The 25,401-nt window shown below is 43.9% G+C and carries 30 protein-coding genes and 1 tRNA gene; 22 read left to right on the plus strand and 9 right to left on the minus strand.

What is annotated here, in order from left to right:
- Nucleotides 1-100: 100 nt before the first annotated feature.
- The 3 genes from PFJ30894_RS07015 (at nt 101) to PFJ30894_RS07025 (ending at nt 4,149) form a co-directional block, all read left to right on the plus strand.
- Nucleotides 101-583: a PaaI family thioesterase gene (locus tag PFJ30894_RS07015; RefSeq protein ID WP_021717681.1), complete on the plus strand. Its 483-nt coding sequence runs from the start codon at nt 101-103 to the stop codon at nt 581-583.
- Nucleotides 584-1,218: 635 nt separating this feature from the next.
- Complete coding sequence (locus tag PFJ30894_RS07020; protein WP_021717682.1) at nt 1,219-1,557, plus strand: helix-turn-helix domain-containing protein; 339 nt, start codon at nt 1,219-1,221, stop codon at nt 1,555-1,557.
- 39 nt (nt 1,558-1,596) lie between these two features.
- Nucleotides 1,597-4,149 carry a YadA-like family protein gene (locus tag PFJ30894_RS07025; protein ID WP_125669383.1) on the plus strand — a complete coding sequence of 851 codons (2,553 nt, stop codon included), beginning with the start codon at nt 1,597-1,599 and terminating at the stop codon, nt 4,147-4,149.
- 60 nt (nt 4,150-4,209) lie between these two features.
- Here PFJ30894_RS07025 and PFJ30894_RS07030 read toward each other — a convergent pair whose 3' ends face one another.
- From PFJ30894_RS07030 to PFJ30894_RS07045, 4 genes are read right to left on the minus strand one after another with little or no spacing between them, the layout of a single operon-like run.
- Nucleotides 4,210-4,602, minus strand: coding sequence for a hypothetical protein (locus PFJ30894_RS07030; protein WP_125669385.1), 393 nt, complete (start codon nt 4,600-4,602; stop codon nt 4,210-4,212).
- On the minus strand, nt 4,599-5,192 hold the full coding sequence (locus PFJ30894_RS07035; protein WP_125669387.1) for a sigma-70 family RNA polymerase sigma factor: 594 nt from the start codon (nt 5,190-5,192) through the stop codon (nt 4,599-4,601). Before PFJ30894_RS07035 ends, PFJ30894_RS07030 begins: the two co-directional genes overlap by 4 nt.
- Nucleotides 5,193-5,204: 12 nt before the next feature.
- Nucleotides 5,205-5,429, minus strand: a complete 225-nt coding sequence (locus tag PFJ30894_RS07040; protein WP_125669389.1) for a hypothetical protein — start codon at nt 5,427-5,429, stop codon at nt 5,205-5,207.
- Nucleotide 5,430: 1 nt separating this feature from the next.
- The gene (locus PFJ30894_RS07045; RefSeq protein WP_125669391.1) at nt 5,431-5,721 is read right to left on the minus strand and encodes a hypothetical protein; all 291 of its coding nucleotides are present in this window, start codon (nt 5,719-5,721) and stop codon (nt 5,431-5,433) included.
- Nucleotides 5,722-6,173: 452 nt separating this feature from the next.
- On the opposite strand from PFJ30894_RS07045, the gene PFJ30894_RS07050 reads away from it, so the two are divergent.
- From PFJ30894_RS07050 to PFJ30894_RS07085, 8 genes are all read left to right on the plus strand, one after another.
- Nucleotides 6,174-6,731: a peptidoglycan recognition protein family protein gene (locus PFJ30894_RS07050; protein WP_125669393.1), complete on the plus strand. Its 558-nt coding sequence runs from the start codon at nt 6,174-6,176 to the stop codon at nt 6,729-6,731.
- A 56-nt stretch (nt 6,732-6,787) separates the two neighbouring features.
- Nucleotides 6,788-7,018, plus strand: coding sequence for a DUF1659 domain-containing protein (locus PFJ30894_RS07055; RefSeq protein ID WP_125669395.1), 231 nt, complete (start codon nt 6,788-6,790; stop codon nt 7,016-7,018).
- 281 nt (nt 7,019-7,299) lie between these two features.
- The gene (locus tag PFJ30894_RS07060) at nt 7,300-7,512 is read left to right on the plus strand and encodes a DUF2922 domain-containing protein (protein ID WP_125669396.1); all 213 of its coding nucleotides are present in this window, start codon (nt 7,300-7,302) and stop codon (nt 7,510-7,512) included.
- A complete protein-coding gene (locus PFJ30894_RS07065; protein ID WP_021717873.1) occupies nt 7,512-7,676 on the plus strand; it encodes a YvrJ family protein in 165 nt (54 codons plus the stop codon). Before PFJ30894_RS07060 ends, PFJ30894_RS07065 begins: the two co-directional genes overlap by 1 nt.
- A 312-nt stretch (nt 7,677-7,988) precedes the next feature.
- Entirely contained in the window at nt 7,989-8,270 is a 282-nt protein-coding gene (locus PFJ30894_RS07070; RefSeq protein ID WP_021717872.1) for a helix-turn-helix domain-containing protein, read from the plus strand.
- A 20-nt stretch (nt 8,271-8,290) separates the two neighbouring features.
- The gene (locus PFJ30894_RS07075; RefSeq protein ID WP_125669398.1) at nt 8,291-8,497 is read left to right on the plus strand and encodes a hypothetical protein; all 207 of its coding nucleotides are present in this window, start codon (nt 8,291-8,293) and stop codon (nt 8,495-8,497) included.
- A 7-nt stretch (nt 8,498-8,504) separates the two neighbouring features.
- Nucleotides 8,505-12,209 carry an autotransporter outer membrane beta-barrel domain-containing protein gene (locus PFJ30894_RS07080; protein ID WP_125669400.1) on the plus strand — a complete coding sequence of 1,235 codons (3,705 nt, stop codon included), beginning with the start codon at nt 8,505-8,507 and terminating at the stop codon, nt 12,207-12,209.
- Nucleotides 12,210-12,589: 380 nt separating this feature from the next.
- On the plus strand, nt 12,590-15,043 hold the full coding sequence (locus PFJ30894_RS07085; RefSeq protein WP_125669401.1) for an autotransporter family protein: 2,454 nt from the start codon (nt 12,590-12,592) through the stop codon (nt 15,041-15,043).
- A gap of 175 nt (nt 15,044-15,218) precedes the next feature.
- Here PFJ30894_RS07085 and PFJ30894_RS07090 read toward each other — a convergent pair whose 3' ends face one another.
- A complete protein-coding gene (locus PFJ30894_RS07090; protein ID WP_021718279.1) occupies nt 15,219-15,455 on the minus strand; it encodes a hypothetical protein in 237 nt (78 codons plus the stop codon).
- A gap of 131 nt (nt 15,456-15,586) precedes the next feature.
- On the opposite strand from PFJ30894_RS07090, the gene PFJ30894_RS07095 reads away from it, so the two are divergent.
- Both PFJ30894_RS07095 and PFJ30894_RS07100 read left to right on the plus strand, forming a co-directional pair.
- Nucleotides 15,587-16,267: a L,D-transpeptidase gene (locus PFJ30894_RS07095; RefSeq protein WP_231997872.1), complete on the plus strand. Its 681-nt coding sequence runs from the start codon at nt 15,587-15,589 to the stop codon at nt 16,265-16,267.
- An 84-nt stretch (nt 16,268-16,351) separates the two neighbouring features.
- Nucleotides 16,352-16,428, plus strand: a tRNA-Val gene (locus tag PFJ30894_RS07100).
- Between the two features lie 33 nt (nt 16,429-16,461).
- On the opposite strand, the gene PFJ30894_RS11760 is transcribed toward PFJ30894_RS07100, so the two are convergent.
- Nucleotides 16,462-16,659 carry a hypothetical protein gene (locus tag PFJ30894_RS11760; RefSeq protein ID WP_130921064.1) on the minus strand — a complete coding sequence of 66 codons (198 nt, stop codon included), beginning with the start codon at nt 16,657-16,659 and terminating at the stop codon, nt 16,462-16,464.
- A gap of 114 nt (nt 16,660-16,773) precedes the next feature.
- On the opposite strand from PFJ30894_RS11760, the gene PFJ30894_RS07105 reads away from it, so the two are divergent.
- The 6 genes from PFJ30894_RS07105 (at nt 16,774) to PFJ30894_RS07130 (ending at nt 20,026) form a co-directional block, all read left to right on the plus strand.
- A complete protein-coding gene (locus PFJ30894_RS07105; protein WP_046431062.1) occupies nt 16,774-17,229 on the plus strand; it encodes a YdbT family protein in 456 nt (151 codons plus the stop codon).
- Nucleotides 17,230-17,259: 30 nt separating this feature from the next.
- Nucleotides 17,260-17,517, plus strand: coding sequence for a hypothetical protein (locus PFJ30894_RS07110; RefSeq protein ID WP_113077099.1), 258 nt, complete (start codon nt 17,260-17,262; stop codon nt 17,515-17,517).
- A 185-nt stretch (nt 17,518-17,702) separates the two neighbouring features.
- On the plus strand, nt 17,703-18,134 hold the full coding sequence (locus tag PFJ30894_RS07115; protein WP_021718283.1) for a phage tail protein: 432 nt from the start codon (nt 17,703-17,705) through the stop codon (nt 18,132-18,134).
- A gap of 46 nt (nt 18,135-18,180) precedes the next feature.
- Nucleotides 18,181-18,420: a DUF1653 domain-containing protein gene (locus PFJ30894_RS07120; RefSeq protein WP_021718284.1), complete on the plus strand. Its 240-nt coding sequence runs from the start codon at nt 18,181-18,183 to the stop codon at nt 18,418-18,420.
- Nucleotides 18,413-19,327: an ADP-ribosylglycohydrolase family protein gene (locus PFJ30894_RS07125; protein ID WP_113077098.1), complete on the plus strand. Its 915-nt coding sequence runs from the start codon at nt 18,413-18,415 to the stop codon at nt 19,325-19,327. The genes PFJ30894_RS07120 and PFJ30894_RS07125 overlap by 8 nt, the downstream gene beginning before the upstream one ends.
- Nucleotides 19,328-19,366: 39 nt before the next feature.
- The gene (locus PFJ30894_RS07130; protein ID WP_167457042.1) at nt 19,367-20,026 is read left to right on the plus strand and encodes a M48 family metallopeptidase; all 660 of its coding nucleotides are present in this window, start codon (nt 19,367-19,369) and stop codon (nt 20,024-20,026) included.
- A gap of 58 nt (nt 20,027-20,084) precedes the next feature.
- On the opposite strand, the gene PFJ30894_RS07135 is transcribed toward PFJ30894_RS07130, so the two are convergent.
- Nucleotides 20,085-20,984 (minus strand): DMT family transporter, encoded by a 900-nt coding sequence (locus PFJ30894_RS07135; protein WP_125669405.1) that lies wholly within the window; start codon nt 20,982-20,984, stop codon nt 20,085-20,087.
- A 174-nt stretch (nt 20,985-21,158) separates the two neighbouring features.
- Here PFJ30894_RS07135 and PFJ30894_RS07140 point away from each other — a divergent pair, with 174 nt between their 5' ends.
- Nucleotides 21,159-21,755 (plus strand): exonuclease domain-containing protein, encoded by a 597-nt coding sequence (locus PFJ30894_RS07140; protein ID WP_125669407.1) that lies wholly within the window; start codon nt 21,159-21,161, stop codon nt 21,753-21,755.
- Between the two features lie 59 nt (nt 21,756-21,814).
- On the opposite strand, the gene panF is transcribed toward PFJ30894_RS07140, so the two are convergent.
- On the minus strand, nt 21,815-23,311 hold the full coding sequence (gene panF / locus PFJ30894_RS07145; RefSeq protein ID WP_125669409.1) for a sodium/pantothenate symporter: 1,497 nt from the start codon (nt 23,309-23,311) through the stop codon (nt 21,815-21,817).
- Entirely contained in the window at nt 23,304-23,564 is a 261-nt protein-coding gene (locus PFJ30894_RS07150) for a YhdT family protein (RefSeq protein WP_021718290.1), read from the minus strand. Before PFJ30894_RS07150 ends, panF begins: the two co-directional genes overlap by 8 nt.
- A gap of 257 nt (nt 23,565-23,821) precedes the next feature.
- On the opposite strand from PFJ30894_RS07150, the gene PFJ30894_RS07155 reads away from it, so the two are divergent.
- Entirely contained in the window at nt 23,822-24,058 is a 237-nt protein-coding gene (locus tag PFJ30894_RS07155; RefSeq protein WP_021718291.1) for a hypothetical protein, read from the plus strand.
- A 95-nt stretch (nt 24,059-24,153) separates the two neighbouring features.
- Nucleotides 24,154-25,281, plus strand: coding sequence for a M20/M25/M40 family metallo-hydrolase (locus tag PFJ30894_RS07160; protein ID WP_125669411.1), 1,128 nt, complete (start codon nt 24,154-24,156; stop codon nt 25,279-25,281).
- Nucleotides 25,282-25,401 lie beyond the last annotated feature (120 nt).

Raw genomic sequence — 25,401 nt, forward strand, 5'->3', positions numbered from 1 at the left:
AGGCAGTGAAGAATAAAAGCTTTATTAAGATGAAAAATTAGTGTAATATAAAAGCTGAAAGAGTGATAGCTGCAAAAATTGAAAGAGCAGGTGAAATGCAATGCGAAAAGTGAATCCTGAATACGCCAAAGCAATTATGGCGATTGCCAACAGAGCCCCGTATCTTAAACTACTGGGCATGAAGATATGTGAGCTTGACTATGGCTACTGCCGTGTCGAAACGCAGATCAATGACAGCCTAAATAATCCCTTTGCTTCAGTACATGGCGGCGTCTTTTCATCAATTCTTGACACGGCTACCTTTTGGGCTCTTTACTGCTGCATCGGCGAAGAGGACGGCATAACTACGCTTGACCTGCAGGTGAATAACCTTGCCGCTGCTGCTTCTGGCAAAATAATTGCGGAAGGCAGACTGATAAGAATGGGGAGGACGATCGGGCTTGCCGAAGGTACGTTAAAAGATGAAAACGGCAGACTGCTTGTTCAGGGCACATCAAAAATGTTTGTTCTGCCGGGCCTGCAATCCATAGATAAAGTGGCAGACAGGGTTGGCTTTGAAACCTTGCCGCCTAAATTCCTTTGATCGCGAACAGCATAATATAAATATAAAAATCCCGGACATATTACTATCTGGGATTTTTATATTTATTAAAATTTTCCGAAAAACGACATTTTTATTATGCTTAATAAATTTAAAATAATTCATAATATTAGCTACTTTTGAATAATTAGCTATAACATAAAATTTAGTTTGAAGAAAAATAAAACATTTGTAATATAAACAAAATTGCGCTGAGAATATATACATGATATCATAATATAAGAAATTTATTATATATAAAATTTATTATATGATTAAATTTATATTTTTTTTTGGAGTTAAAGTAACCCTAGAAAGTCTACTTTCCTTTTACTGCAGTGAAATTTATTCATAAAAATTATAAAAATAAAGAAGGAATGCGATTCTATGAATTCAAAATTCTGCCATGACAGTGAAATGACATCACGTAGATCAGGCATTGAATCATTAATGATGAAATGCCCTATTTGTGGCCGTGAATTCAGCTGTAACAAAACATATCATGTTTATACGGCTTTGCTTGCCAGAAAAAGGCAATATTATTGCAGTTATTCTTGTTTTAATAAACGGCCAAACCCAAGAAAATAATTTTGCCGGCAAAAATGTTTGTTACTATTTGTTTTCGGAGGTGCTTGATAATGGAAAAAGAGCTTCAAAAAATTGGACACAGAATAAAGCTTCTGCGCATTGAAAATAAAATATCACAAAAGGTGCTGGCTAAAAAACTGTGTATATCGCAAACACATTTAAGCAATATCGAAAATGGCAGAGTTGGTGTGACTTTGTTGCACTTAATAAAAATAAAAGAATTGTTTGAATGCCCGATAGAATATTTTTTTGAAGAAAAAACACTCTCTGAAAACGAAGCAGAAAAAAACGAATGCCAAAAAATAAAAACTATAGTCGAAGAAAATAACTTTAGACTGGAAGATTTGTCTAAAGCCATAGAAATAATGAAAGTTTTACAGAAAGGCTGAAGATAAATACTTCCATTGTTGGAAGGAAGCTGATTTTTCATGAAAAAAATAAATAAAAAATTGAGCCTTTGCATTGCCTTAGCTTTGATGCAGTCTGTATATGTCAGTAATAGTTTTGCAGCAGATGCTACAGGGGTAACTAATCAGGGCAGTAGATATTATTTTGGCGTAGGTACAGAACCTACCCTTGAAGATTTGTCCAAAAAAGGAATTATTGATTATAAGAAGGCCAGCCAAAAGTCTCAAAATAATAATGAGAATGGAGAAGGCGCAGGGCCTAACGCCTTAGATAAAAATAATTATGGCGCTTTGGCAGCGGGTATGGGTGCATTTGCATCGCATGGATACAGTACTGCGGTCGGTTATAATGCAACGTCTGTTATCAGCTCTACGAGTTTGGGCGCTGCCAGTTATGCCACTAGTAACTCGGCTGCTGTCGGTGTTAATGCATATGCAACGAACAAAGGCACTTCTGTTGGCAATAATACGCAAAGTGCTAACGGCGTTGCCATAGGCTATAACGCAACTGCCGGTGATTTTTACAAAAATCTGCCTGGGGAATTATTTTCTTCCTACAGCGGCACAGCTATTGGCAATAATGCGTTTGCCAGAGGCGGCGTTGCTGTGGGTGACAGCGCTTCTGCAGAAGCTTATGGTGTTGCCCTGGGTGACAGGACTTATGTAGCATGGCGTGGCAGCGCGCTGGGCGATAATGCATCGGTTTTGGCAAACGGCGGTGTTGCGCTTGGCCCTGATGCAGTTGCCGATACGGCTGCTGGGAAAATTGGTTTTGTAGCGACTGCTGCTGGTCAGCCTGCAACAGAGATGGAGCTTGCCGCATCTATTGGTAAAGCTGATGTTGTAAATCAATTCAATAATAAATGGTCTGAAAAAAATAACGAATATACAGAGGTTATGAAAAACTATTACAGCCTTCATGATGAAGCGCAAAAGAACGACGATATCCTGCGCAATACAAAAGGCAGTACGGATGCGGAAAAACAAAAAGCTTATGAGGCTGCCTTGGCCAAAAAAGCTGATCTGTCAAATCGTATTTTAGAAGCTACTAAACAAAAAAATGCATGGTTAAGCCAAAATAAGGATTTTTTAAATGCTTTAGAAGAAAAAAATAATGCCCTTTCGGCATGGCGCAGCAGTGATGGCGCAATAAGCGTAGGTTCGGCGGCGTATACAGATGAGAACGGTAAGTTCCATGCCGCTAATACACGCCAGATCACCAATTTGGCGGCAGGTACAGAAGATACTGACGCAGTCAATGTAGCGCAGCTTAAAAGTGTAAAAAATCTGGTAGATGAACTTAATACAGACCAGACAACTAACAACGAAAATATCACAAAGCTGCAGGGAGGATTTACTGTAAGTAACGAAATTGGTACTAAAACAGATATCAGACTTGGCGGCGAAAACAAAACAGATATCAAATTTATCGGAGCCAAAGATAAAATCGATGTCAGTGTTGAAACTACTGCAGAAGGAGCTAAAATAACTATTGCGCCTAACGCTAAGCTTGGAGAAACTCTGGACATCAGTAATAATACCTCTATCACTAACCTGAATAACAGGGTTGATAATCTGGAGGTCAAATTTGGTGATATCAATGACCAGATCGCAGCCAATAAAGTTACTGTTGAAGGCGACAGCAACAGCGGTGTGAAGGTAGAAAATGTTGCTCAGGAAGGTGATCCTGTAAAATATAAAGTAAGTTTAGAAGACAAAGTCCAAGTTGGTAATGTCACTATAGAAGGGAGCACTGATAACGGCAATAAAATCGGTGAAATAACAGGTCTTACCAATACGACTTTGAACAGCGCTGATTTTGCAACAACTGGTCGTGCTGCAACTGAAGAACAGTTAAAATCAGTCATGGATACTCTTGGAACTGTTGGCAGTGTAGATTTAAGCGCCGGTGAAAATATCCAGATAGATAAACTGGGCAACAACGATTATAAAGTATCTTTAAAAGATGATATAAGCTTAAACAGCATCGAAGCCAAAGAATATAAGGTCGGCAACGAAACCTACATCGATAGCAACGGTATCAATGCCAATAACAAAACGATCAGTAATGTTGCTCCCGGACGTGTCGATGCGACCTCAACAGACGCTGTAAACGGCAGCCAGTTATATCAGGTAAAACAGGATATCCAGGGACTCAGTAACGATATCAGCCGTTTTGGAGAAGAAATAGACAGCGTTGGCGCATTATCAGCGGCAATGGCAGGTCTGCACCCACGCTTCCAGGATGGTAACAAAGGTGAACTGGCGATGGCAATGGGGTCATATGATGGCAAAAACGCTTTGGCCGTCGGCGGATTTTATGCACCAAATCAGGAAGTAATGTTTTCGCTGGGGATGGGTATAACCCAGGGCGGTAAAAAAATGGGTAATATTGGTGTAAACTTTGCTTTAGACCGCACTAAAAAAGGCGAAGTACCAAAACGTGATATTATTTACACACGCCGTGAAGTCGATACTTCCTTAAAAGCTCAGGAAGAAAAAATCCAGCTGTTATTGATGAAATTAGAAGCGCAAAGCCGTGAAATCGAAACATTAAAAGCAAAATTGCAATAAAGCGAATCAATTAAATTATAAAAAACACCGGATAGATAGTCTATCCGGTGTTTTTTATAATTATAAGTCCGTTTTAGTTTCTGTTATTGAATATCTGTTTTCCAAATGCCTGATGATTTCGTTTAGCCGCCGTTTGCTGTTTTCCTTATCGTATTCGGACCTGCCTGCCAAAGTAACTGACTGTGCGGCAGTGATCTTGGCCTGTCGCTTCTGCTGCGCCCGCACCTCTGCCAGCGCCAGATCCATATCGTACAGGCGGGGGAAATGAGTACCGGCCGACAAAACTTTTACACATTCCATAAACGAATCGGCATCAGTTTTTTTATAGCGTTCCAGCCACACCTGCTGCAGCCGTCTACGGCTTTCAGCCGAATCGCAGGGAACATATAATCCGGAGGCCCGCCAGCGTTCGATAGCCTCAGTAATATGCCGATAGCCTGTAAGTTCTGTCACGCTGTTACTCCCAAAAGCAGGCGTAATTTTTTGATTGCTCTGCTGCGATGTAAACTTATTGTACGCGTATCCAGATGCAGCTCGCGGCCGATCAGCAGCACTGTTTTTCCTTCCAGTAAACCCTTAATGACTTTAGTCTGCTGGTGTGACAGCAGCGGCAGGCATTCCCGTACCAGCCATAAACGTAGCCTGTTTTGCTGCGATAACTGGAAAGCACGATAGCTCTGGGCATCAAGCTTCACAGAGGCATCCTGGCTGCTGCCGCTTTCCATTGCTTCTACCGACTGCTGCCGTCTGATCGCTGTATGCAGCTCCGTACGTATTTTATTAGTGACAAAAGCCGCGACCCGGTAAATATCGTCGCCTTCCTGCCAATCACGTACAGCTTTTAAAATCCCCAGATTAGCTATTTGCAGGGCATCTTCGCCCAGTCTGTCTGTACAGACACTTTGACGGGACAGCTTTACAGCCAGACCTTCAAAGCACTGTAAAAATTTTAGCAGCGCCGGCTCACTGCCATTCTTGGCGTCTTTTAATAAAGCTTCAAAATCAGGGAGATCATATTTGCGTTTTGCAGATCCTTTTATCAAAAAAACAGCTCCTTAGTCTGTACAAGCAATAGTAGTAGTCAATCTCAAAACAGTGCTGGCAAATTCTCGTACCGTCAAATCGTCAAGGCAAGTGGGGCATACCATACCCTCGCCGGTTTCCAAATATTCCTCGCCTGCACAGATTCCCTCACCACACAGACAGCATTCGTAAACTGCCCTGTCGTCATATTCAGGCGGCCGCAGCCAGTCAGATTCAGCCCGTGTAAAGCTGGACATACTAAAAACGGCACTCCTTCTTTAAGCGGCGTTTTAAAGCTTTGCGCATCAATTCACTGCAGTTGATACCGGCTGCCAGTGCTTCGCGGCGCATTTTGTAAGGCAGGGTTATATGCAGACTTACCAAATCTGTATCGTCAGCCGGCATGGCTGCAGTACGCACTTTCGTCCGGCCTGATGCTGCTTTGCAGCTACAGCCAGTCAATAACGGGCAGTTTGTCAGCAGATAAAACAAACGTCTTTTTAAAGTATCCTCTGGTATTGGTTGGGAGATTTTTTTAATTTTTGTCATTTGTACTGTCCCTTTCGTGAGTAAAATTGGAGTGCCTTTATCTTTTGCTTACTAAGTTAGCAGTACTATAAAACTAACTTAACAATTCTTACTGGTTTTATTCAGGATTACGTAAGAGATAATTGCTAAACCCAAACGTTTAACCTGCGTTAGAACGCTAACGTAAGCGCCAAAAGAAAATTTAATAAAAGAAAAGGTAGAGCCTCTCACTATATATAGGGCAGCGAAAAGGGCAAAAAACATACAACTCCCAAAAAAATATTAAAAAAAGTCTCAGCCATAAAAAACTCTGCCAGGACCAGCAATGACACATTTTACGAATATTTTATAAAAAATAAATGAAAAATTGATTTGCTTTGTATGTTTTTCGGGTGTCTGCCTGCCCTATATATAGTGAGGGGCAATGAAGCGAATTTAAACAGCCGCTCAAAACACAAAGGGAGGAACACTATATGCTCGTATCATCACCGCAACAGCTATCACTGACACAAGTCACTGTTATGGCGCAGGAAGCCAAATACCGTATCGCGCAGATCTATCTGCACTGGACGGCAGGCCGCTATGGGCAGGTCTATGACGATTACCATCTTAATATCGACGCCGACGGCACCATTTACTGCACTTGCAGCAGCCTGACCGAACAGAAAAGCCATACCTGGAAACGCAACAGAAGCAGTATTGGGATCGCCCTGTGCTGCGGGCTGGGGGCGCAGGCCAACCACGGCTATGATGCCGACCTGGGACAGTTTTCCCCAACAGCAGCGCAGACAGACAAACTGGCACAGGTAGTTGCCGTTCTTGCCAAAGGGCTGGAACTGAGCCTGCAGCCTTCAAATGTTATGACCCACTGCGAAGCAGCGCTGCTGGATGGCTACGGCCCCTACAGCGGCAACGTCGAAACACGCTGGGATCTGTGGTATATGCGCGATTCACCTGGCGACGGAGTGCTGCGCTACGGCGGACTGGTACTGCGGGGCAAAGCCTTGTGGTATTACAACCGCCTTAACTGACGGCAGGAGTGCCGCAATTACAAAGCTAATAACCAATAAAAAGAGGAGCGATTATTATGCCAACAACAACCAAAACAGCAACATCCTACAAACTATCCTTAGGCGTCGAAAACGGCGTCAATGCGCTGGGGGCAGCGCAGGTCAAATCCGTATCTGTCGGCAGCGTCAAGCTGGATGCCGCCGACGACAAATGCCTTGCTGTGGCCAATGCCATGAACGAGCTGATGAGCCACGAAGTGGTCAACGTCTACGTTACGGAAAAGGCCGAGCTGGCTCAGGCGGAATGATATTGTAGATCATCTGCCTGTCAGTAAGTTATTTTTGATGTTCATATTTAGGCTTTAGATTTTTTTATTAGCCCTTTCTTTAGAAGAAAGCTGCATAGCAAAACTCTTTTAAAGAAAGTTTAAAAATAAAACACTCTAAAAGTTGAGTCAAAAGATGAAAAACAGCAAAAAAAAATAACCCTGCTTCAAAAAAGCGCATTTAACCCGGTTTTAAAGTAAAAACCCTGAAAAACACAAAAAAATAAAGTAGGCCGAAAACCTACAAAAAAGGAGCACACACCATGGAAAAAACCTTAGAACTCATCTTCACCAAAAGCGACGGAGCTAAAAAAACCTTAAGCATCGCCGACCCTCGCGAAGGACTCACCCTTGCTGAAGCCAAAACGGCAGCCGACAAGATCATAGCCGCCAACGTACTGACCAGCGGCGGTCTGGAACTGACAGAATTTACTGAAGCCCTCATCAAAACAGTTACTATTGATGTGCTTGCTTAGTGGAAGCCCAGGAATTATTTACAGCAATAGGCAATTTTGGCTTCCCGATAGTATTGAGCTGGTACCTGCTGCTACGTATGGAGCAGCGGCTGGACAAGCTGGGCGACTGCCTGCACGAGCTGAGCAGTGCCATTGTCAAAGAACAGAGAAAGAACGTACTGTGAACTGATTGCGGCTATGGCGCGACGAGCTATAACCGGCACTATTTTAAGTTAGACAAAAAAAGATAAGGCGACGCAAACCTAAAGGTAAGCGTCGCCTTATCTTTTATGTTTTGTATTATACACCTAAAAATTACCAGTTGCAAGACCATTGAACAATTTTTTTAAAAAAGCGAACAAAAATGTCTTGCGGGGGGGGACGAATATGGTAATATTTGTATAATAAAAGAAAATATTAAATAATTGAAAAAAATGCAGAAAACAGCAAAATAACTTTTGTAAAAGAAGAAAAATATATAGTGGAAGAGGTGGAAAATGGAAGGCTTGGATTTATTAAAAATTGGTGAAGCAATAAAAATCAGAAGGATCAAGCGGCGTATACATCAGACGAAGTTAGCCGAGCAGCTGGGTATATCGCAAACACATTTAAGCAACGCCGAAAATGGCAGAGTGATGCTGAGTTTAAAGGCATTATTAAAGCTAAAAAGGATCTTTGACTGCACACTGGATGAACTCGTTGATCCTGAAAATTACGATGAGTTGGGTAAAAAGAAAGAAAAAGTCAAAAGATATAAGCTCGTACGTTGCAGCGAGTAATTTTAAAGGAGCTGCTTCAGATGTATAGCGAGATTTATAAGAATGCGGTATACAAGGATAATAAAACAGTATTTAGAGGATTAACTGTTACCTGTCCGCTCTGCGGTCGTGAATTTGGCTGCAATAAAACTCATCACGTTTACACAGCGCTGGTAGGAAGAAAACGGCAGTATTACTGCAGTTATTCCTGTTATAAACAAAGGCCTAATCCTAAAGAAAAGAGATGAAAGGGAAGTGAAAGAAGATGAATCAGAAAGTTTTAAGCAAAAAGGTAATGATATCGTTGCTGACAATATCGTGTGTATATCTGGGGGGGGGACATCCGCGCTCCCGATAGCAGAGGCTTCTATGGTGGATGGCAACACAGTACATGGAGTGGTAAAAAGCTACAGTGATAACAGCACATTGACAGGAGCGAATATCGTTATTTATGCCGGATCCAGCGAAACGACTGATATTACGGCAGAAGGTAAGCTGAAGCTGGAAAATACCAGTGCGAATGTCCCGGTTATTGGAACCGTGTCTAATGGCAAAATTAATTTGAATGGTGATACTATTACTGTAGAAAATACAGGGAATGATTATTCCAACAGTGTCGTTTTTGCTGAAAGTGGCAGTAATATTACTTTTAATAATGAAACCACAAATATTATAAGCAGCACCAATAACAGGAAAAAATTTATCGGCGGAGCAGGAAATATTGTGTTTTCCGATACAGCCACGACTTTAAATATCGGCAATATGAACGAAAGCAGCAGTATCAGTGGTTGCATAGGTATTACTGTCAGTGGTCAGGGAAGTTTTGCATTTAATAATACTGATGGGATAGTGAATATTGGCGGTTTTGCAGGAACAGTATTTGATATGTCCGGCGGGACCATAAAACTTGAAGGGGCTGAGACGAATGTCAGCTCCAATGGTGGCTTTTTATTGTATCTGTCAAATCAGCGTTATGGTGGGACGCAGAATAAAATAGATTTTAATGCGCAGAAAACAACTATCAAGGGTACCAGCAAGGGCATATATGCGGACACCAACAGTATCAATAATCATGTCAGCTTCAAGGGTGATGTCGATATTGAGGTGCAGGGTAATGGCTATTATGATGGTATTGCTGTGGCTTTAGGAACTAATGCGGCATTAGATCTTAATTTTGACAAAGGCGCGACTATTAAAGCGCACCAAAATTCGGCTGCTGATGATTTATTTGCTGTTAATCTTGCTGCAGGAAGCGACCTGAAGGTCAAAGGTGATATAGACTTAATCTCTACAGCTGTCGGTGGCGGAACTGGTAACAATTATGGTATTTATTCTGCTGGCGGTGATGCTGCTTTTGACGGAATGCGTTTGCAAGTAACAGGAGGCAAAAATATTTATGGAGTTTATTTAAGTGGTAATAACGCTGATTTTAAGAATTTGGTGATTAATGCCAATAATGCTGAAGGCAGTGATGCCTGTGGAATTTTTGCGAAGAGCAATTCAGTAGTGCAAATAGCTGGTGATACTGAGATCACAGTTAACGTCGGTAATAGTGGATATGATAGTAGGGCTGTTAGAATCAAAGACGCTGAAATAAGCTTAGCAGGCTCATTGCAAGCAGTTGTCAGCGGCGGACAAACTGCACTGGGGATTCTTATTGAATCAGATGCAGAAAATGCAGTTTTTTCTACAGGAGCAACAGGTATGACTGATATTAGTGTAAAGAATGGCAGTGATGGAAGCTATGGTCTAGCTGTAGAAAGCTTTGATACTAAAAAAGTTACATCTGATTTTAATAATGCAGCCAGGATCGATGTCAGCGGTGCGATGGATGTTTTTGGTATCAAAGGCTGGGGCGGCGCTACAGAAATCAACTTTAAGGAAAATAGTTTGATCACAGCACTGGGAACGGAAGGTAATAATAGTACCAGTTCGACAGTAAGCGCTATATCTTTAGAAAAAGATGCAGCCAATGTTGGCGGAACTATTACTTTTAATAAAAATGTTTTATTGCAGGCGACAGCTGTTAACAAGGCTCAAATCAGCAGCGGCTTGAATATTGATAACGGCGTTGCTGCTTTTAAAGGAGCGTTTACCGGTATCACAGTAAAGAGTAATGGTGAAAACAGTTACGGTATTATAAATAATAATGGTGGCAAGGCAGATGTAGAGGGTGCGTTAGTAGTTGATGCACAGGGGCAGGATTATGTTTTTGGGATAAACAATGCCAATGGCAGCAAGATAGACATAAAAGGGGTTGCCGCAATTACTGTAAATTCTGCCAACACAAAGAACGCTTATGGAATTTACAGTACAGGTGCAAACAGTGACATTGCATTTCATAGTGATACTATTTTGACGACCAATGGCCCTGCTGCAGTGCAGGTAGAAGCTGGTGGGAAAGTGCTTTTTGCTAGAGGTCTGGTTTCGGAAAGTGGTGCCTATATTTTTGCCGTTGACAGTGGCAGCAGTATACAAATCAATAGTGAGGGCGGCGGTCTTGTCAAAGTAATTGGCAATATTTTTGCTCAAGATGGGGGAACATTAGATTTTAAGATGGACAATAGTGAGTCATACCTGGAAGGTGCTGCGGATGGGGTCAATATGGATATGCAGAATGGTTCTGTCTGGAGAGTGACAGGGGACTCAAACAGCCAAAAGCTTAATTTGGAAAATGCTGCTGTTGATTTAACAACTGACGGTGTTGGGGCAACAAAGTTCGTTATTGCCGATTACAGCGGCACTGGCGGTAACTTTATTATGGACACTGATTTAGCCGCTGAAACCGGCGATAAGGTAAATATCACTAACGCAGCAGCCGGCACCACCTATGTACAGGTCAAAGATGCCAGTCTGGTCAATGGGCATACGGTTACCGGTGCTAAGAATTTACTTTTAATAACCGATGCCAGCCAAAATGTAAATTTTGTAGGCAAAAACCTTAATGCCGGCGGCTTGTGGGATGTGACACCGACGCTTGAAAATGGTGAAAATGTTACGTTGACAAATGGCTCGCAGGGAACCAAAGATCAATGGTATTTAACGAAGATGGCCAAACAGGTCAACAATGATACAAAAGTTTTGTTAGAAAGTGGAGATGGTAATTATGCGCTTTGGCGTAATACTGGCGATACTTTACGTAAGCGTTTGGGCGATCTGCATAATTATCGAGATACTAAAGTAGAGAGTGACGGTATCTGGAGCCGTTATATCGGCGGGAAGTTTGGCAGCGGTAATTTTGACGGCAGCTTTAATATGTATCAGCTTGGTTATGATAAGGCAGCCAATGCCAAAAGCATTTATGGTTTTGCAGTTGAAAATGGCAGCGGACATACGAGTTACAGTTATGGCAGCGGTAAAGACAAGCTTTTTGCAGGCAGTATTTATGGAACCTGGCATGGCGATAACAGCAGCTATACAGATGTAGTGGCTCGCTTCGGACAGTTTGATACGGACATCAGATCCTATGGCGATTATCCGGATAAGGCCAAGGCAAAAAGCCATGCGTATAGCCTGAGTGTGGAATATGGAAAAACCATAGAGCTGAATAAAGCACAGGGGACTTTTATCGAACCGCAGGCTCAGCTTATCGTAGGACGATTAGGCAGCAGCAGCTACACGACTGATCGTGGCAATAATGTTTATATGGGCGGTGTAAACAGCTGCATCGGACGTTTGGGCGTAGTAGCAGGCAAAAAAGATGCGTCAGGCAACGATGTATATCTGAAAGTGAATATGCTGCATGAGTTTGGCGGTAACCGTGATGTCAGAATGCTGGCGGGCAATGGGGAAACATTGAGTGAATCGCAGGATTATGGCGATACCTGGTTTGAGCTTGGTTTGGGTGGTAATATCAAGCTGGGCAACAGCAGTCATTTATACGGCGATATCGAACGCAGCTTTGGCGCCGATATCCAAAAGAAATGGCAGGTAAATGCAGGAGTAAGGTTTGAATTTTGATTGATTTTTTTTGATAAAGATATCGTTTCTTTATTGCAGTATTTAGATTTGAGAAGATTATAAAAGCACAGACTATATTGGTCTGTGCTTTTTTTAATTATTTTATTATGCGTAACTTATTATAACTTAACAGTTATATTTACAATCTTTTAGTGGTAATAATTTTGTTAAAAACGAAAAGTATTAAAGGTGAAGAACGGTTAAAGCATCTGTATCACACAAAAATTGCTGTGATAATTCAGAAATGAAGTGATAAACTGATGGGAATAACTTGTTAAAGCAGTTGATTTATTATACTATAAGCGAAGTATCTATGGTTTTAGTTGATTTGCATAAGCGAATGAAAAACCAAGAGCAATTGTAAAGGAGAGGGTTAAACTATGAAAAGGAAAAAAGATGTAATTAAAAAAGCAGTCTTGGCAAGCGTTTTAGCAATGTCATTAAATAATGTGGTGTGGGCTGCTGAAGGTGTCGATCAGCCATTTTCGACAGTAAGTGAGTTGGAGGCGCTTGGGGGAATAGCGTCTATCGACTCCAGCAGCATTAGCCATGTTACGAAGGGCATTTATGCCAGTGGTAATGATTTTATTTATAATAGCGGTGCTATCAAGCTGGATATTAATGGTTTTGACAACTCTACAAACAGTGGCTACGATTCTATTGGTATTTTTGGCTATAACAGCACGATTGACCTGAAGCAGATCGAGATGAATTTTATTGATACTTCAGGAACGGTACATAATCTGGATGTTTATGGTATTAAGACATATGCTTCCGGAGTTGTAAAAATCGGTGATGATTCTAAAATCACTGTTTCCGGTAATGTCAGCGGTCTGGATTCCAATAATCAGCCTAATGTGATGAAGGGTATGTATGCCGGTGATAATGCGACAATGGATTCAGGTATTATTGAAGTTGGCGATAATTTAGAGTTGAATGTTATCAATGCGGGAACTGGCTGGACTTATGGTATCGATTCTTATGACGGAGCTACTATTTCTGTTGGTGATGGGTTGAGGTTATTTGTTACAGGCGGAAAAGATACCAGAGGAGTCGAGGTTGGTTTTAACGACGCTAAGGTTACTTTGGGGGAAAATGCTTCTATCATTGCTAACAGCAGGGATGGCGTGGCGTTGGGAGTATTTGTATTTAATAAAGGGAAGTTTGAGGCAGCTAAGGATCTTGTTATTAACGTCAGTGCGGATGATGGAAGCCAATGGGCAGCAGGTGTGTTGGCGCAAGGCACTGGCAGCGAGGCTGTGTTAAATGGAGCTGTTATCAGTGCGACTGAGGGCGGTACTGCGAGTTATGCTATTTATACTTATAATAACGGCAGCGTGGTGGGTAATGCGGGCAAATATAATATTTACGGCAATATCCTTAATAACAGTGGCGGCACAGTTGATCTTACTGCTAATAGCGGATCGTTTATCGAGGGCTGGGTAAGCACTGCCAGTACAGCTGAAACTAATATTTCGCTGGAGGAGGCTTCCTATTGGAAGGTGACTGGTGATTCTAACCTGACGCATTTGCATAACGATAATTCGATAGTGGATATGACTCACGACAGTAATACTTTCAGCACTTTGACGGTAGATAATCTCAGCGGTGAGAACGGCGTTATCAAAATGGATATCGATGCCAGTCAGAATTCGTTGAACAGCGACAAGCTGTATGTTACCGATACGTTGACCGGGACGCAGTATATTGATTTGTACGAGGTCAATGGTTATACGCCTGTAGGGGAAGAAGGCGTCGGTACGGTGCTGGCGACTGTCAATAACCATAACGGCAGTTTTGCCGCTGTAGATGGTGAGGGGACGCTGTACTGGAAGCGTTATGAGCTGGATCATCAGGATACTGCCGATACGAGTGGTAATTATACTAAGGACTGGTATTTGAAGCAGGTAACGAATATTGATCAGCCTACTACCAGTACGGATACGATCCTTGCAGCCAATGCGCTGAACTATCACACGTGGCGGACAGAAAACGACAAGCTGCTGCAGCGTATGGGTGAGCTGCGGCATAATGGCGAAGAAGCCAAGGGGGCCTGGTTCCGGCTGCGGGGAACAAAAATCGGCCGTGACGGAAAATTTGATTTTGAAAACAAGTATACTTCTTACGAGCTGGGTTACGATACCATAACTAAAAATACTGACGACAAGATACGTTATCAGGGGGCGGCGGTGAGCTATGTTGACGGCGATAGCAGTTACAATCGTGGCAGCGGCGACAACAGCAGCAAGGCGATCAGTTTCTATAATACGGAAATCGGCAGTAAAGGGCATTATTTGGATGTGGTGTTTAAAGTCAGTAATCTGGAGAATGATTTTAAGGTGTACGATACGAAAAATAATAAGATCACCGGTGATTTTAACAATACCGGCGTATCGCTGAGTGCTGAATACGGCCGGAAAAATGTCTTGCACAACGGCTGGTATATCGAGCCGCAGGCCCAGTTTACTTTAGGTTATCTGGGCGGTGACAGTTATACTACCAGTAATGGTATCGAAGTAAGCCAGAGCGGGATCAAAAGCGCTGTCGGACGTATCGGATTCAATATCGGCAAAGAGGTCGGCAGCAAAGGCGTCGTTTATGCTAAGGCCAATCTGCTGCATGAGTTCGGCGGCGGTTATGATGTAAGGATGTATGACGGCAGGGATAGAGTTAAGGTTGGCGATACCTTTAACGATACCTGGTTTGAATATGGTGTTGGCGCCGCTTTTGCCGCAGGTAAAAACAGTCATGTTTATCTGGATGTGGAACGCAGTTCAGGCAGTGATTTTACTAAAGACTGGCAGTGGAACATCGGCGCCAGATGGACGTTTTGATAACTTTGCATTGTTATAGGGGAATATTAGCAATGTATAAGTGAGGGGTGCAGGCTTGTGAAAGCAGCTTGCAGAAATTACAAGCTGCTTTTGCATGTTGTTATAAAGCAGGTAACAGGTTAAGCTGGCAATATAAAAACCACTCAGCTTTTATAGTTGAGTGGTTTTGTTGTGCTTAATCCCAGCGTTTTAAAATATCGGCGACGATTTCTTTTTGTGTCTTTTTACGTTTTTTCTTTTCAAAGTTACGATAGTTGTTATCGCGGTGGTCGGTCGAATAATCTGCATAATCTATGTCGTTGTTTTCGTATTGTTCGTAGCTGCGGTTATAATCGCCGTGTCCGTCGTCCAGCAGTAGCGGGACAAAAACTGCAGCGGCAGGCAGCTGAAAGTTTACAGTCAGGTTTTCCATATGGGCCTCCGTCATCAAAGGTTAATAGTTGTTTATATTTTAACACGGCTGCACCTGCTAGTAAATATTTTTGCAGCGATTGACAAAAACTGGCGGCGGTTATACCATAAAAACATAAAGGAGATGTTACTGTGAGCAAATCTTATAAAGACCAGTTTAAGGAAGAAAGTGTCAGGCGCCGGCAGCGTCAGCAGAAACAGATCGCCGCTGTAATAATTTTGATCGGTGTGCTGGTTTCGGCTGCTATATGGTATCTAGACGGGCTGAGTAAAGAACAGCAGGTGCCGCAGCAGACATCTCAGCAGCAGTCGGCGCAGACTGCTGAGCAGCCAGGGCAGGAGGTCAAGCCGGAAACTCCTGCTGCAGAGCCTCCTAAAGAGGAGCAAAAGCAGCCGGAAGCTGTTAAACCTGCTTATACGATATTGATAGATAAAAGTGATTACAAGCTGTATGTGCTGAAGGATAACGAAGTAATTAAGCAATGGGGCGTTGCTGTTGGGGAAAAATCGGGTCAAAAGCAGCGTGCCGGCGATATGACTACGCCGACAGGTAATTTTGAGGTGGACGAGATTTTAGACGCATCGTACTGGACGCATGATTTCGGCGACGGCAAAGGTGAGATTAAAGGGGCTTACGGGCCCAATTTCATTTCTCTGGTAACAGGCTGGGACGGGATTGGTATTCATGGTACACATGCGCCGGAATCCATTGGTACGATGGTTTCTGAAGGTTGTGTGCGGATGCGTAACGGCGAGCTGCTGGAGCTTCTGCCCTATGTCGAGGTCGGTACTAAAGTTACGATACGAGAATAAACTGCCGGACAGCCTGGGGACATTGATTTTTACGCTGTCACAGCTTGACAAAAAGGTGATTCTGCGCTAAAATAACATCGTTGCGGAACTATAGCTCAGTTGGTTAGAGTACCTCGTTGACATCGAGGGGGTCACTGGTTCGAGTCCAGTTAGTTCCACCAGATTGAAAAGTAACCCTATAACTTCGTTAGAAGTTATAGGGTTTGTTTTTTATTATTTATTACGGCATTGCTGTCAAAGTTGCGGATATGCTGAAGCATAAAAGTCAAAAGCACCTGCGTGAAAACACAGGTGCTTTGTGCTCCAGGCGGAGCAAAAGATATCGGCTCATCAATATCAAGTGAGATTATAACACAGATAGTCATTGCTGGCAATGTTTTATTATTTTTCAAAGGATAGGCGCCGGGCTGTTTAGATTTAGCTGATTGTTAACTTTTAATCTGGATAGTGACTTTGCAAATAATATATGCTATATTGTTAAGCAAAACTATAGGTGAGGTGTTTGGATGGATGCAAACAGTACTGGACTGCGGGGGCTGCTTGATGTGGTGAAGTCGAACAGGCTGATGTCGACAGGGGTGATAGGATTTCTTCTGCTGATGGCGGTTATGGCGGTAATTGACGGTGGAATAAGTATGATGCCGCTGATTTTAGCAACTTGCGCAGTGGGGACGGCTGCTGTATTTTTTTGGCAGGCCGGCAGCTACAGAGTAGATATTTATGAAAACGGGCTGGAAATTTTTGGCGGGGTATTAACAAGAGCCGGAGTATATTTGTATAAGGATATTGAGAGTATCGATATCGAAGATACGACATACAGATTATTTGGTGTTTTTCCGGTACTAAAATATACGACTGTTTCCATTCAGGGTAAAAATGACTTGTGGACGCAGCTCAGCAGTTTTAATTTTACTGATTTGAAAGTAAAAATGCAGCAGGTAAAAAAACGGTTGGCAAAGTAAAAAACATACATAAGATAGGGGATGAAATTTATGAGGATCAAAGTAAGCGGTGAGCTGGGAACGGCAGTTATGAGCTTGGCGGTGATAGGTCTTTATTATGGCGCTGCCAGCTTTCTCGTCGAAAATGTTATTCTGCGCAATCTTACTGAAGAAGAACGGGATGAACATATTCTAAGTAAGCTGTTGTTCTGGAGCACGGTGATTTTACTGGTTGCCGATGTTCTGCTGGTCATTTTACCAGCCTTCGGGATGCAGTTGTTGCCGGTAACGATTTTAGATTTTATGTAGCTGAGCCGATAAAAATATTAAAGAACTGTACTTTAGACAGTCTGTAGCTTATGATAACTGCTGCAGGCTGTTTTTTATTTGAAGTTCATAATTATTTCGCTGGTAACTTGAAGCTGAAATAGGGTAAAATATAGATACAGGCTGCATGAGAATATCGGGCGGCAATTATAAAGGAGTGAGAGCAAATGGCAACAGGCTATCCTTTTAAAAAATATAATTTTAATGTTTTGATAGATGGTAAAGCAGTAGGGTATTTTTCAGAAGTTTCAGCACCTGAGATGGCTGACGAGCCCATAGAATACCGGGCAGGTGATCATCAGGCAGGCACGCCTGTGAAAATGCCGGGCTTAAAAAAGTATGGTAACGCAACACTGAGATGGGGCACATCTGTTTCGCGGTATTTAACGGATTGGTTTGAAAGTGTTGAGCGTGGAGAGTTTGAGCGGAAAAATGTGACGATCGAGCTTTTGGACGATTGCCAAAAAGTAATGGCACGCTGGCAGCTTGTTAACGCCTGGCCTGTTAAACATTGTGTTCCGGGGTTTAACGCCGAAAGTAATGAAAATGCGATAGAGAATATGGAGCTGGCGCATGAAGGGCTGGAACGCGAGTTTTAAAAACAGCTGTGAGAATGAATTTTAAATATTGAATGAGGTAATTGTTATGCGTAAAATTTTGGCAGGCAGGGTCTATCGGCATTTTAAAGGGAAGGACTATAAGGTGTTAGTTGTGGCACAGCATACTGAAACAGGTGAGCAGTGCGTTGTTTATCAGGCTTTGTATGATGATTTTGCTTATTATGTGCGGCCTTACGCGATGTTTGCTTCCGAGGTGGATCGCGAAAAGTATCCCGAGGTGGAGCAGCAATACCGTTTTGAGCTGACCGAGGAAGAATATGACTGATTATATTTTAAACGGCGTTTTAGGCTTGGCGGTGGGCGATGCGTTGGGGCAGCCGGCGCAGGGAAAAACACGCGAAAGTCTGAAGTTCAGCCCGGTACTTGAGATGAGGCAGGGTCTGTGGTCGGACGATACCAGTCTGACTCTGTGCACTTTAGCAAGTCTGCGCGAAAATGACTGGCGGCTTGATTATCATGATTTGCTGCGGCGTTTTGCCAAGTGGCTGGAATATGGCTATCTGACGCCTGAAGGCGTGGCCTTTGATATTGGCGCAACAACGAAGCAGGCGCTGCTGAATTATTTGAACGGAGTACCTCTGGAGTGCTGCGCACCGCGTAACGAATGGAACTGCGGTAATGGTTCGCTGATGCGGATTTTGCCGGTAGAGTTTTATTTGCAGGCACAGCCGGCAGCAGGACGATATGAAATCATTCGTAATGTTTCGGCGCTGACCCATGCGCATATTTGCTGCACTTTGGGATGTTTTTTGTATTGTGCTGTTGCCGGTGAGATCATTCAGCACCGGGAGCGTTTTAAGCTGGCAACTTTACTTGTGCGGGGTGTTATCAGGGCTGTAGATGATCTGCGGCAGGTGGCTGATGCAGATGATAACCGTGAGCTGCATTATTACAGCCGTATTATTGACCGCAGTGTGTATGAATTGCCGGCAGATGAAATCGAGAGCAGCGGTTATGTTGTAGATACGCTGGAAGCGGCGTTGTGGTGTCTGGCCAATACGAATTCATACCGCGAATGTCTGTTGTGGGCTGTAAATTTGGGTGAGGATGCCGATACAGTTGCTGCCGTTGCCGGCAGTCTGGCAGGTTTGTACTATGGTTATGACAGTATTCCGCACGAATGGCTGGCGGGTTTGAAAAATAAGGAAATGATCGTGCGTGTGTGCGGTTAGGCAGAATTTTAAAAACAGCATAAAGATATGGAGACAGGAATGACAGTAGCTTATGAGTTGATACGAAGTAAACGCAGGACGATTGCTATTGTGATCGACAGCGAGGGCAAGTGCAGGGTGCGGGCACCGTTGCAGGCCCGTTTGAGCGATATAGAACATTTTGTGCAGGCAAAGACCGGGTGGATAGAGCAGAAACAGCAGCATTATGCCGCAGTGCAGAAGAAGCGGCAGCTGATATTGACCGATGGGATGCAGTTGTCTGTATTGGATAACAGATATACGCTGCGTCTGGCGGAGCTTGGTCAGGTGCAGGTAAACGGTACAGTGCTGTTGTGTCCACAGTTCAAACCGCAGCAGGCACTGGAAAAATGGCTGCGGCAGCAGGCTTTAGCAGTTTTGCAGGAACGGACAGCACATTATGCGGAGTTGATGGGTGTTGTTTATCAGAGTGTGAAGCTGTCTTCAGCGGCGAAACGCTGGGGTTCGTGCAGTATAAAGGGAAATTTGAATTTTTCGTGGCGGCTTGTATTTTATCCGCTGGCAGTTTTAGATTATGTTGTGGTGCATGAGCTGAGCCATATTGGCAATATGAATCACAGCCGCCGTTTTTGGCAGCGTGTAGCCAGTGTTTTACCTGATTATCAGATGCGGCAGCGTTGGTTAAAGCAGCAGGCGTATATTTTGCAGTGGTTAAGATAAAAACCCGCTTCTATATTTTGTATAGAAACGGGTTTTGTTTATGCTGCAAGTTTTTATTTTATTGTTGTTTGGGAGGCATCTGTGCCAGCAGGATCGCGGCAAAGACCAGTACGCAGCCTCCTATTTCACGCAGGGAAAGCTGTTCGCCCAGTAGCAGCCAGCCTGCGAAAACCGAAAAGACGGATTCCATACTTAAAATGATGGAAGCTAAAATAACATTGACGTATTTTTGACCAAGGATCTGCAGGGTATAGGCGATGCCGCAGGACATGATGCCGGCGTATAAGATAGGCAGCCAGGCTTGGTCAAGCGCTTCCCAGGACGGCGTTTCATAAAAGAAGATGGCAGGCAGACTTAAAATACCGCAGACGGCAAATTGCAGCAGCGACATCCGCACACCGTCTACCAATACGGAAAAACGTTCGATAGTGATGATATGCAGTGCGAAAAAGCAGGCGCAGGCCAAAATGATCATATCGCCGTAATTGACGCTGAAATTTTCGGTAATACAGATAAAATACATACCGACAGCGGCAATAAAAACGCTGAGCCATTGCAGTTTGGTAACGGTTTTGTGTACAATAAGCCCGAAAAGGGGCACGATAACGATATAGAGCGTAGTAATAAAACCGGCTTTGCCGACAGTGGTATGACCGATACCGATCTGCTGCAGAGTACTGGCGATAGTCAGCACGATACCGCAGACGATGCCGCCGGTAATAAGGTCCTGCTGTTCTGTTTTGTTATCAGTACCCCAAATAGAAAAAGGTCTGCCTGCAAGCCGGTCAAAAAAGGCGACGCAGGGGATCAGAAAAACCGCGCCGATCAATGAGCGGAGGCCATTGAAGGTAAATGCGCCTACGTGGTCGGCTCCGACGCTTTGTGCGACAAAGGCCAGTCCCCAGATCAGGGCGCAGAAAAACAGCATCAGGCTGCCTTTTAATTGATGTTGCTGCATCTATAACACTCCTGTTGTTTATAAAAGTATGAACTTTTATATTTTAGCATTATTTTAGGGAAAGTTTAAGTAATTAGGCAAAATTTTATAATTCGGAAAATTCAGCAGATAGTGCATTAATGGCAGATGGTGTTATAATTAATGTAAATATTTAGAAAAGATGGTGGCAGATTGATGAGCAGGGACTTTTTTGTGGCAGATTTTGAGTTTACTCAATATACCAAAAGAATGGGACGTCCACGAGGATTTTTTTCAGAAATAATTGAGATCGGCGCGGTGAAAATAGATGGAAATTCCCTTGCGGTCACAGGTAAGATCCAAAATTTTGTCCATCCGCATTTTTATCCGAAGCAGGCTAAAGAGGGAATGGATTTTTGTATGATCACTGAAAAGGATATGGAATCAGCAATAGAATTTGGAGAGATGCTTGAACAGATCAAAGCTTTATATGTACCGGGGCAGACTTATTTTGTGGCCTGGGGTGATGAGGATTATAAGGTGGTGGCGGAAGGCTGCAGACGGCATAAATTTGAAAATCCTGTTTTACCTGAAGACTATCTTGATCTGGCGGCAGCTTATAAGCTGCTGAAAGGCGATACGTATACGACCGGGCTGAAGAAGGCAACAGAAGAACAAAACGTTGATACAGGCGGTTTGTGGCATACTGCTTATGACGATGCTGCCAATACCGGCAAGCTGCTGGTAAAATTGCTTGCTGACGGCTGGAAGCCGGAGGCTTACTGGGACGAGGCAGCAGAGCTGCATAAATAAAATACAAAAAAAGCTTCGCAGCGGGTAATTTTATGCTGCGAAGCTTTTTTATAACATTTTTAATCGCGATACTTTTCGGGAAAGAAAATACGCAGAATATGTTCGTCGTGTTCTTTGCCAAGGGCGTTGCCGATAAGGAAGAAAATCAACGAAGCACCGATGCCGATAACTATCTGGTGCAGATCAAAGAATTTGATTTGCAGCGCCATAGTAGTGCAGTAGGCAAGTACGCCGCCAGCCATAGCGAAAACGGCGCCGGTGCGGTTGGCTTTTTTCCAGAACAGCCCGAAGATCAGGACCCAGAAGAATGCTGTTTCCAGGCCTCCGAAAGCGAACATATTTATTTTCCAGATAACGCTGGGCGGGGCAATGGCAATAAAGTAAACTCCAAGGCCAAGGATAACGGTAGCACCCATGCTGAACAGACGTATCGTATTATTGGAAACTGTTTTATGGCGTTTGGAGCATTCGTGCATATATACGTCTTTGATGATAGCGGAAGAGGAGGCCAGCAGCAGGGAAGACACGGTAGAAATAGTTGCTGCGATGGGACCGATGATGGTGATGCCGGCCCAGAAGGGGTCCATGGTGCCAATGATAGTAAGCGGGGTGATGTTATCGACGCTGCCGCCGTAAGCCTGCAGGGTATCGGTAAGCACGCCCTTGGAAAGGACGCCGATCCAGGTAGCGATCAGAGTCATGGCGCCGATAACGACGGTGCCGATAATCATAGCGTTATGCAGGGCTTTGGTGTTTTTGTAACTGATGCCGCGGACTACTGATTGCGGTAGTGCCAGTGTACAGACACCAACAAGCAGCCACTGGCTGATATAGAGCGAGATCGGCATTTTGCCGCGGGAAAGCGGTTCCAGCATATCGGGATGATTGGTTTGGATATGGGTCATGATTCTTTCATAACCGCCTCCTGTTTCCAGCATTGAGAAGAACAGGATAAAAAGGCCGATGATCATAGCGACGGCACAGATAGCGTCAGTAATGGCAACGCCTTTGAAGCCGCCAACAGTAGTATAAAAGACAACGATCAGGCCAAATAATGTCAGTCCAGTGACATAGGAGAAGCCTGTAACAGCTTCAAAGAGCTTGGCAGCTCCCACGAACTGGGCGACCATCGTCGCACAGAAGAAGGCAACGATCACCAGCGCGGAAATATTGGCAAGCAAATCGGATTGATAGCGGCTGCGGATAACATCGACTACTGTAACAGCGTCAATTTTGCGTGAAACCATAGCGATCTTTTTGCCGAAAATACCTAAAACGAGGAAGATGACTACGACTTGTACGATCGCCATATAAAGCCAGCCATAACCGATGGCCCAGGCCATACCGGGACCACCGACAAAGGTGCTGACTGAGCTGTAGGTTGCAACGGTAGTCATAGCCAGGACAAAACCGCCCAGACTGCGGCCGCCGATAAAATAATCTTTAGCAAAGTTCTGCTGGCGGTCGCCGCGGGAAGCTCGCTGCACCCAAAAGCTGACGCCAAGCATAAAGGCAAGGAATAAAAGAACAGGCCAGAGGTGGAAGAAATTACCCATTGATTTCATCCTCCTTGTCGTCCAAGTCCATATCTTTAAAGATGCAATTGGCAAGAACTACAGAAACGACGATGGCAAACAGCCAGGTGCCGATGCAGCCTGCCCAGACCCACAGGGGCGTCTGGAAAAATTCTACCTTAACGTCAGCAAGACCAAAGCCTGCGACGCACCAAAAGACGATGACAATAAGAAGGGCTAACCAGGTGGCATTTGCTTCCCGATTAGCCTGTTTGAATTTTTCTTTACGATTCATTTTTTGCTCCTTCTGCAGTATCGGCCAGGATGAAAAGAGTGAGCGGTCCGGTCTGCGGGATTTATCGCTATTATTGTACCACATTTTTGTTATTTGCCAAGCTATTTATCAGATAAAGGAGATATTTTTGGGAACTGGACGATTATCAAAACGTTTGAGCAAAAACGTTGCGTCAGGCGAAGATAAAAAGTTCTTGTATGTCTTGTGGGGGGGGACTCTTGTGCTATAATAAGGACGGAGGGGAACGGAGGGAGAATATGTTTTATAAAAAAGTAACTTCCCGTGATCATAAATGGTTTTTTCTACTGCGTTATGGTGATTTAAAAGAAGGTTTGGAAATGTGGAGCAGCCGCAGTTTAAAATGGCAGTATTTTGATTATCAGCAGAGCAGAAGCCTGCAGGCGATTTTGAATGACACTGACTTATGTAATGATATTATGCCGGAAGAAGCCGCAGATATCATAAAAAAATATCTTGATCAGGAGCAAGGATAGATTCCCTGCTCTTTTTTATTTGGCAATTTATAAAAGTAGCTGCCGGAGCAGGTCGGTGCTATAATAGATAATATCCTGTAAATTGTGAGGTAATAATGATGATTAATGAAACACGTATTTTAAATGAATTTATAGAACTGGTCAGTGTGCCCTGTCCTAGTAAGGACGAAAAGGCCGAAGCCGATCTGCTGGTACAGAAGCTGCAGGCAATGGGACTGGAAGTAAAGGTGGACGATGCCGGCAGGAAGATCGGCGGGACAACAGGCAATGTGTGGGCATTTTTACCGGGCAATGTAGAGGGTGCAGCCGGACTGTTTTTTGAAGCACATATGGATTCTGTGCCGCCGACAACGGGAACGAAGGTCGTGCGCAGGGACGGAGTCCTTTATTCTGACGGAACTACTACTTTAGGCGGTGATGATAAAGTTGGTATAGCGGCTGTGCTGGAAGCAGTGCGGGCCGTGCAGGAGCAGAATATCCCGCATGGCGATATCCAGCTGTGTTTTACGATTGCCGAAGAGATCGGTTGTCTGGGAGTGGTCAATCTTGACCCGAAGGATATCAGGGCTGATCTCGGTTATTGCCTGGATATCGGTGGTGCGCCCGGTATCGTTACGAACTCTGCGCCGCGGCTGTTCGATATTTATTTTACAGTCAAAGGTAAGTCGGCTCATGCAGGTATCGAGCCTGAAAAAGGTATCAATGCCATTATGCTGGCGGCGAAAGCTTTGACGGCGCTGCCTGCTTACGGACGTCTTGACGAAGAAACTACATTAAATATAGGACAGATCGAAGGCGGTGCTGCAACAAACATCGTTGCGGAGCAGGCTAAATTCGTGATCGATATGCGCTGTATGGACCCTGATAAGCTGGAGCGGCTGAAGGATGAAACGATCAGGTGTATCAGAGAAGTGGTTGAAGCCGGCGGCGGTATTTTAGAGGTTGATCCGGTAGAAGGCTGTCCTGCTGTTCATGTAGCGGAAGACCATACGGCGGTATTGCTGGCTAAGCAGGCAGCCGATAATCTGCAGCTGCCTTTTGAACTGACGAAAACAGGTGGCTGCAGTGACGGCAATTTCCTCTGCGGCTATGGTTTGCCCTGCGTACTTCTAGCTACAGGTATGAACAAGGTCCATACTACAGAAGAGTGCCTGCGTGAGTGTGATTTGTACGACTGCGCTCGCTGGGTAACGGAAATAATCCGAATTACCGGGGAAAAATAGCCAGGCTGTTTTCACAATAACCCAAAACAGAAAATTACATTAAATGAGAAAAATGAAAAAGAATATTGACTTTGTGTAAAAACATATCTATAATTGATAGTGCCGAAAGTTTTGGGTGTC

This window comes from Phascolarctobacterium faecium (assembly GCF_003945365.1).
GTDB classification, from domain to species: Bacteria; Bacillota; Negativicutes; order Acidaminococcales; family Acidaminococcaceae; genus Phascolarctobacterium; species Phascolarctobacterium faecium.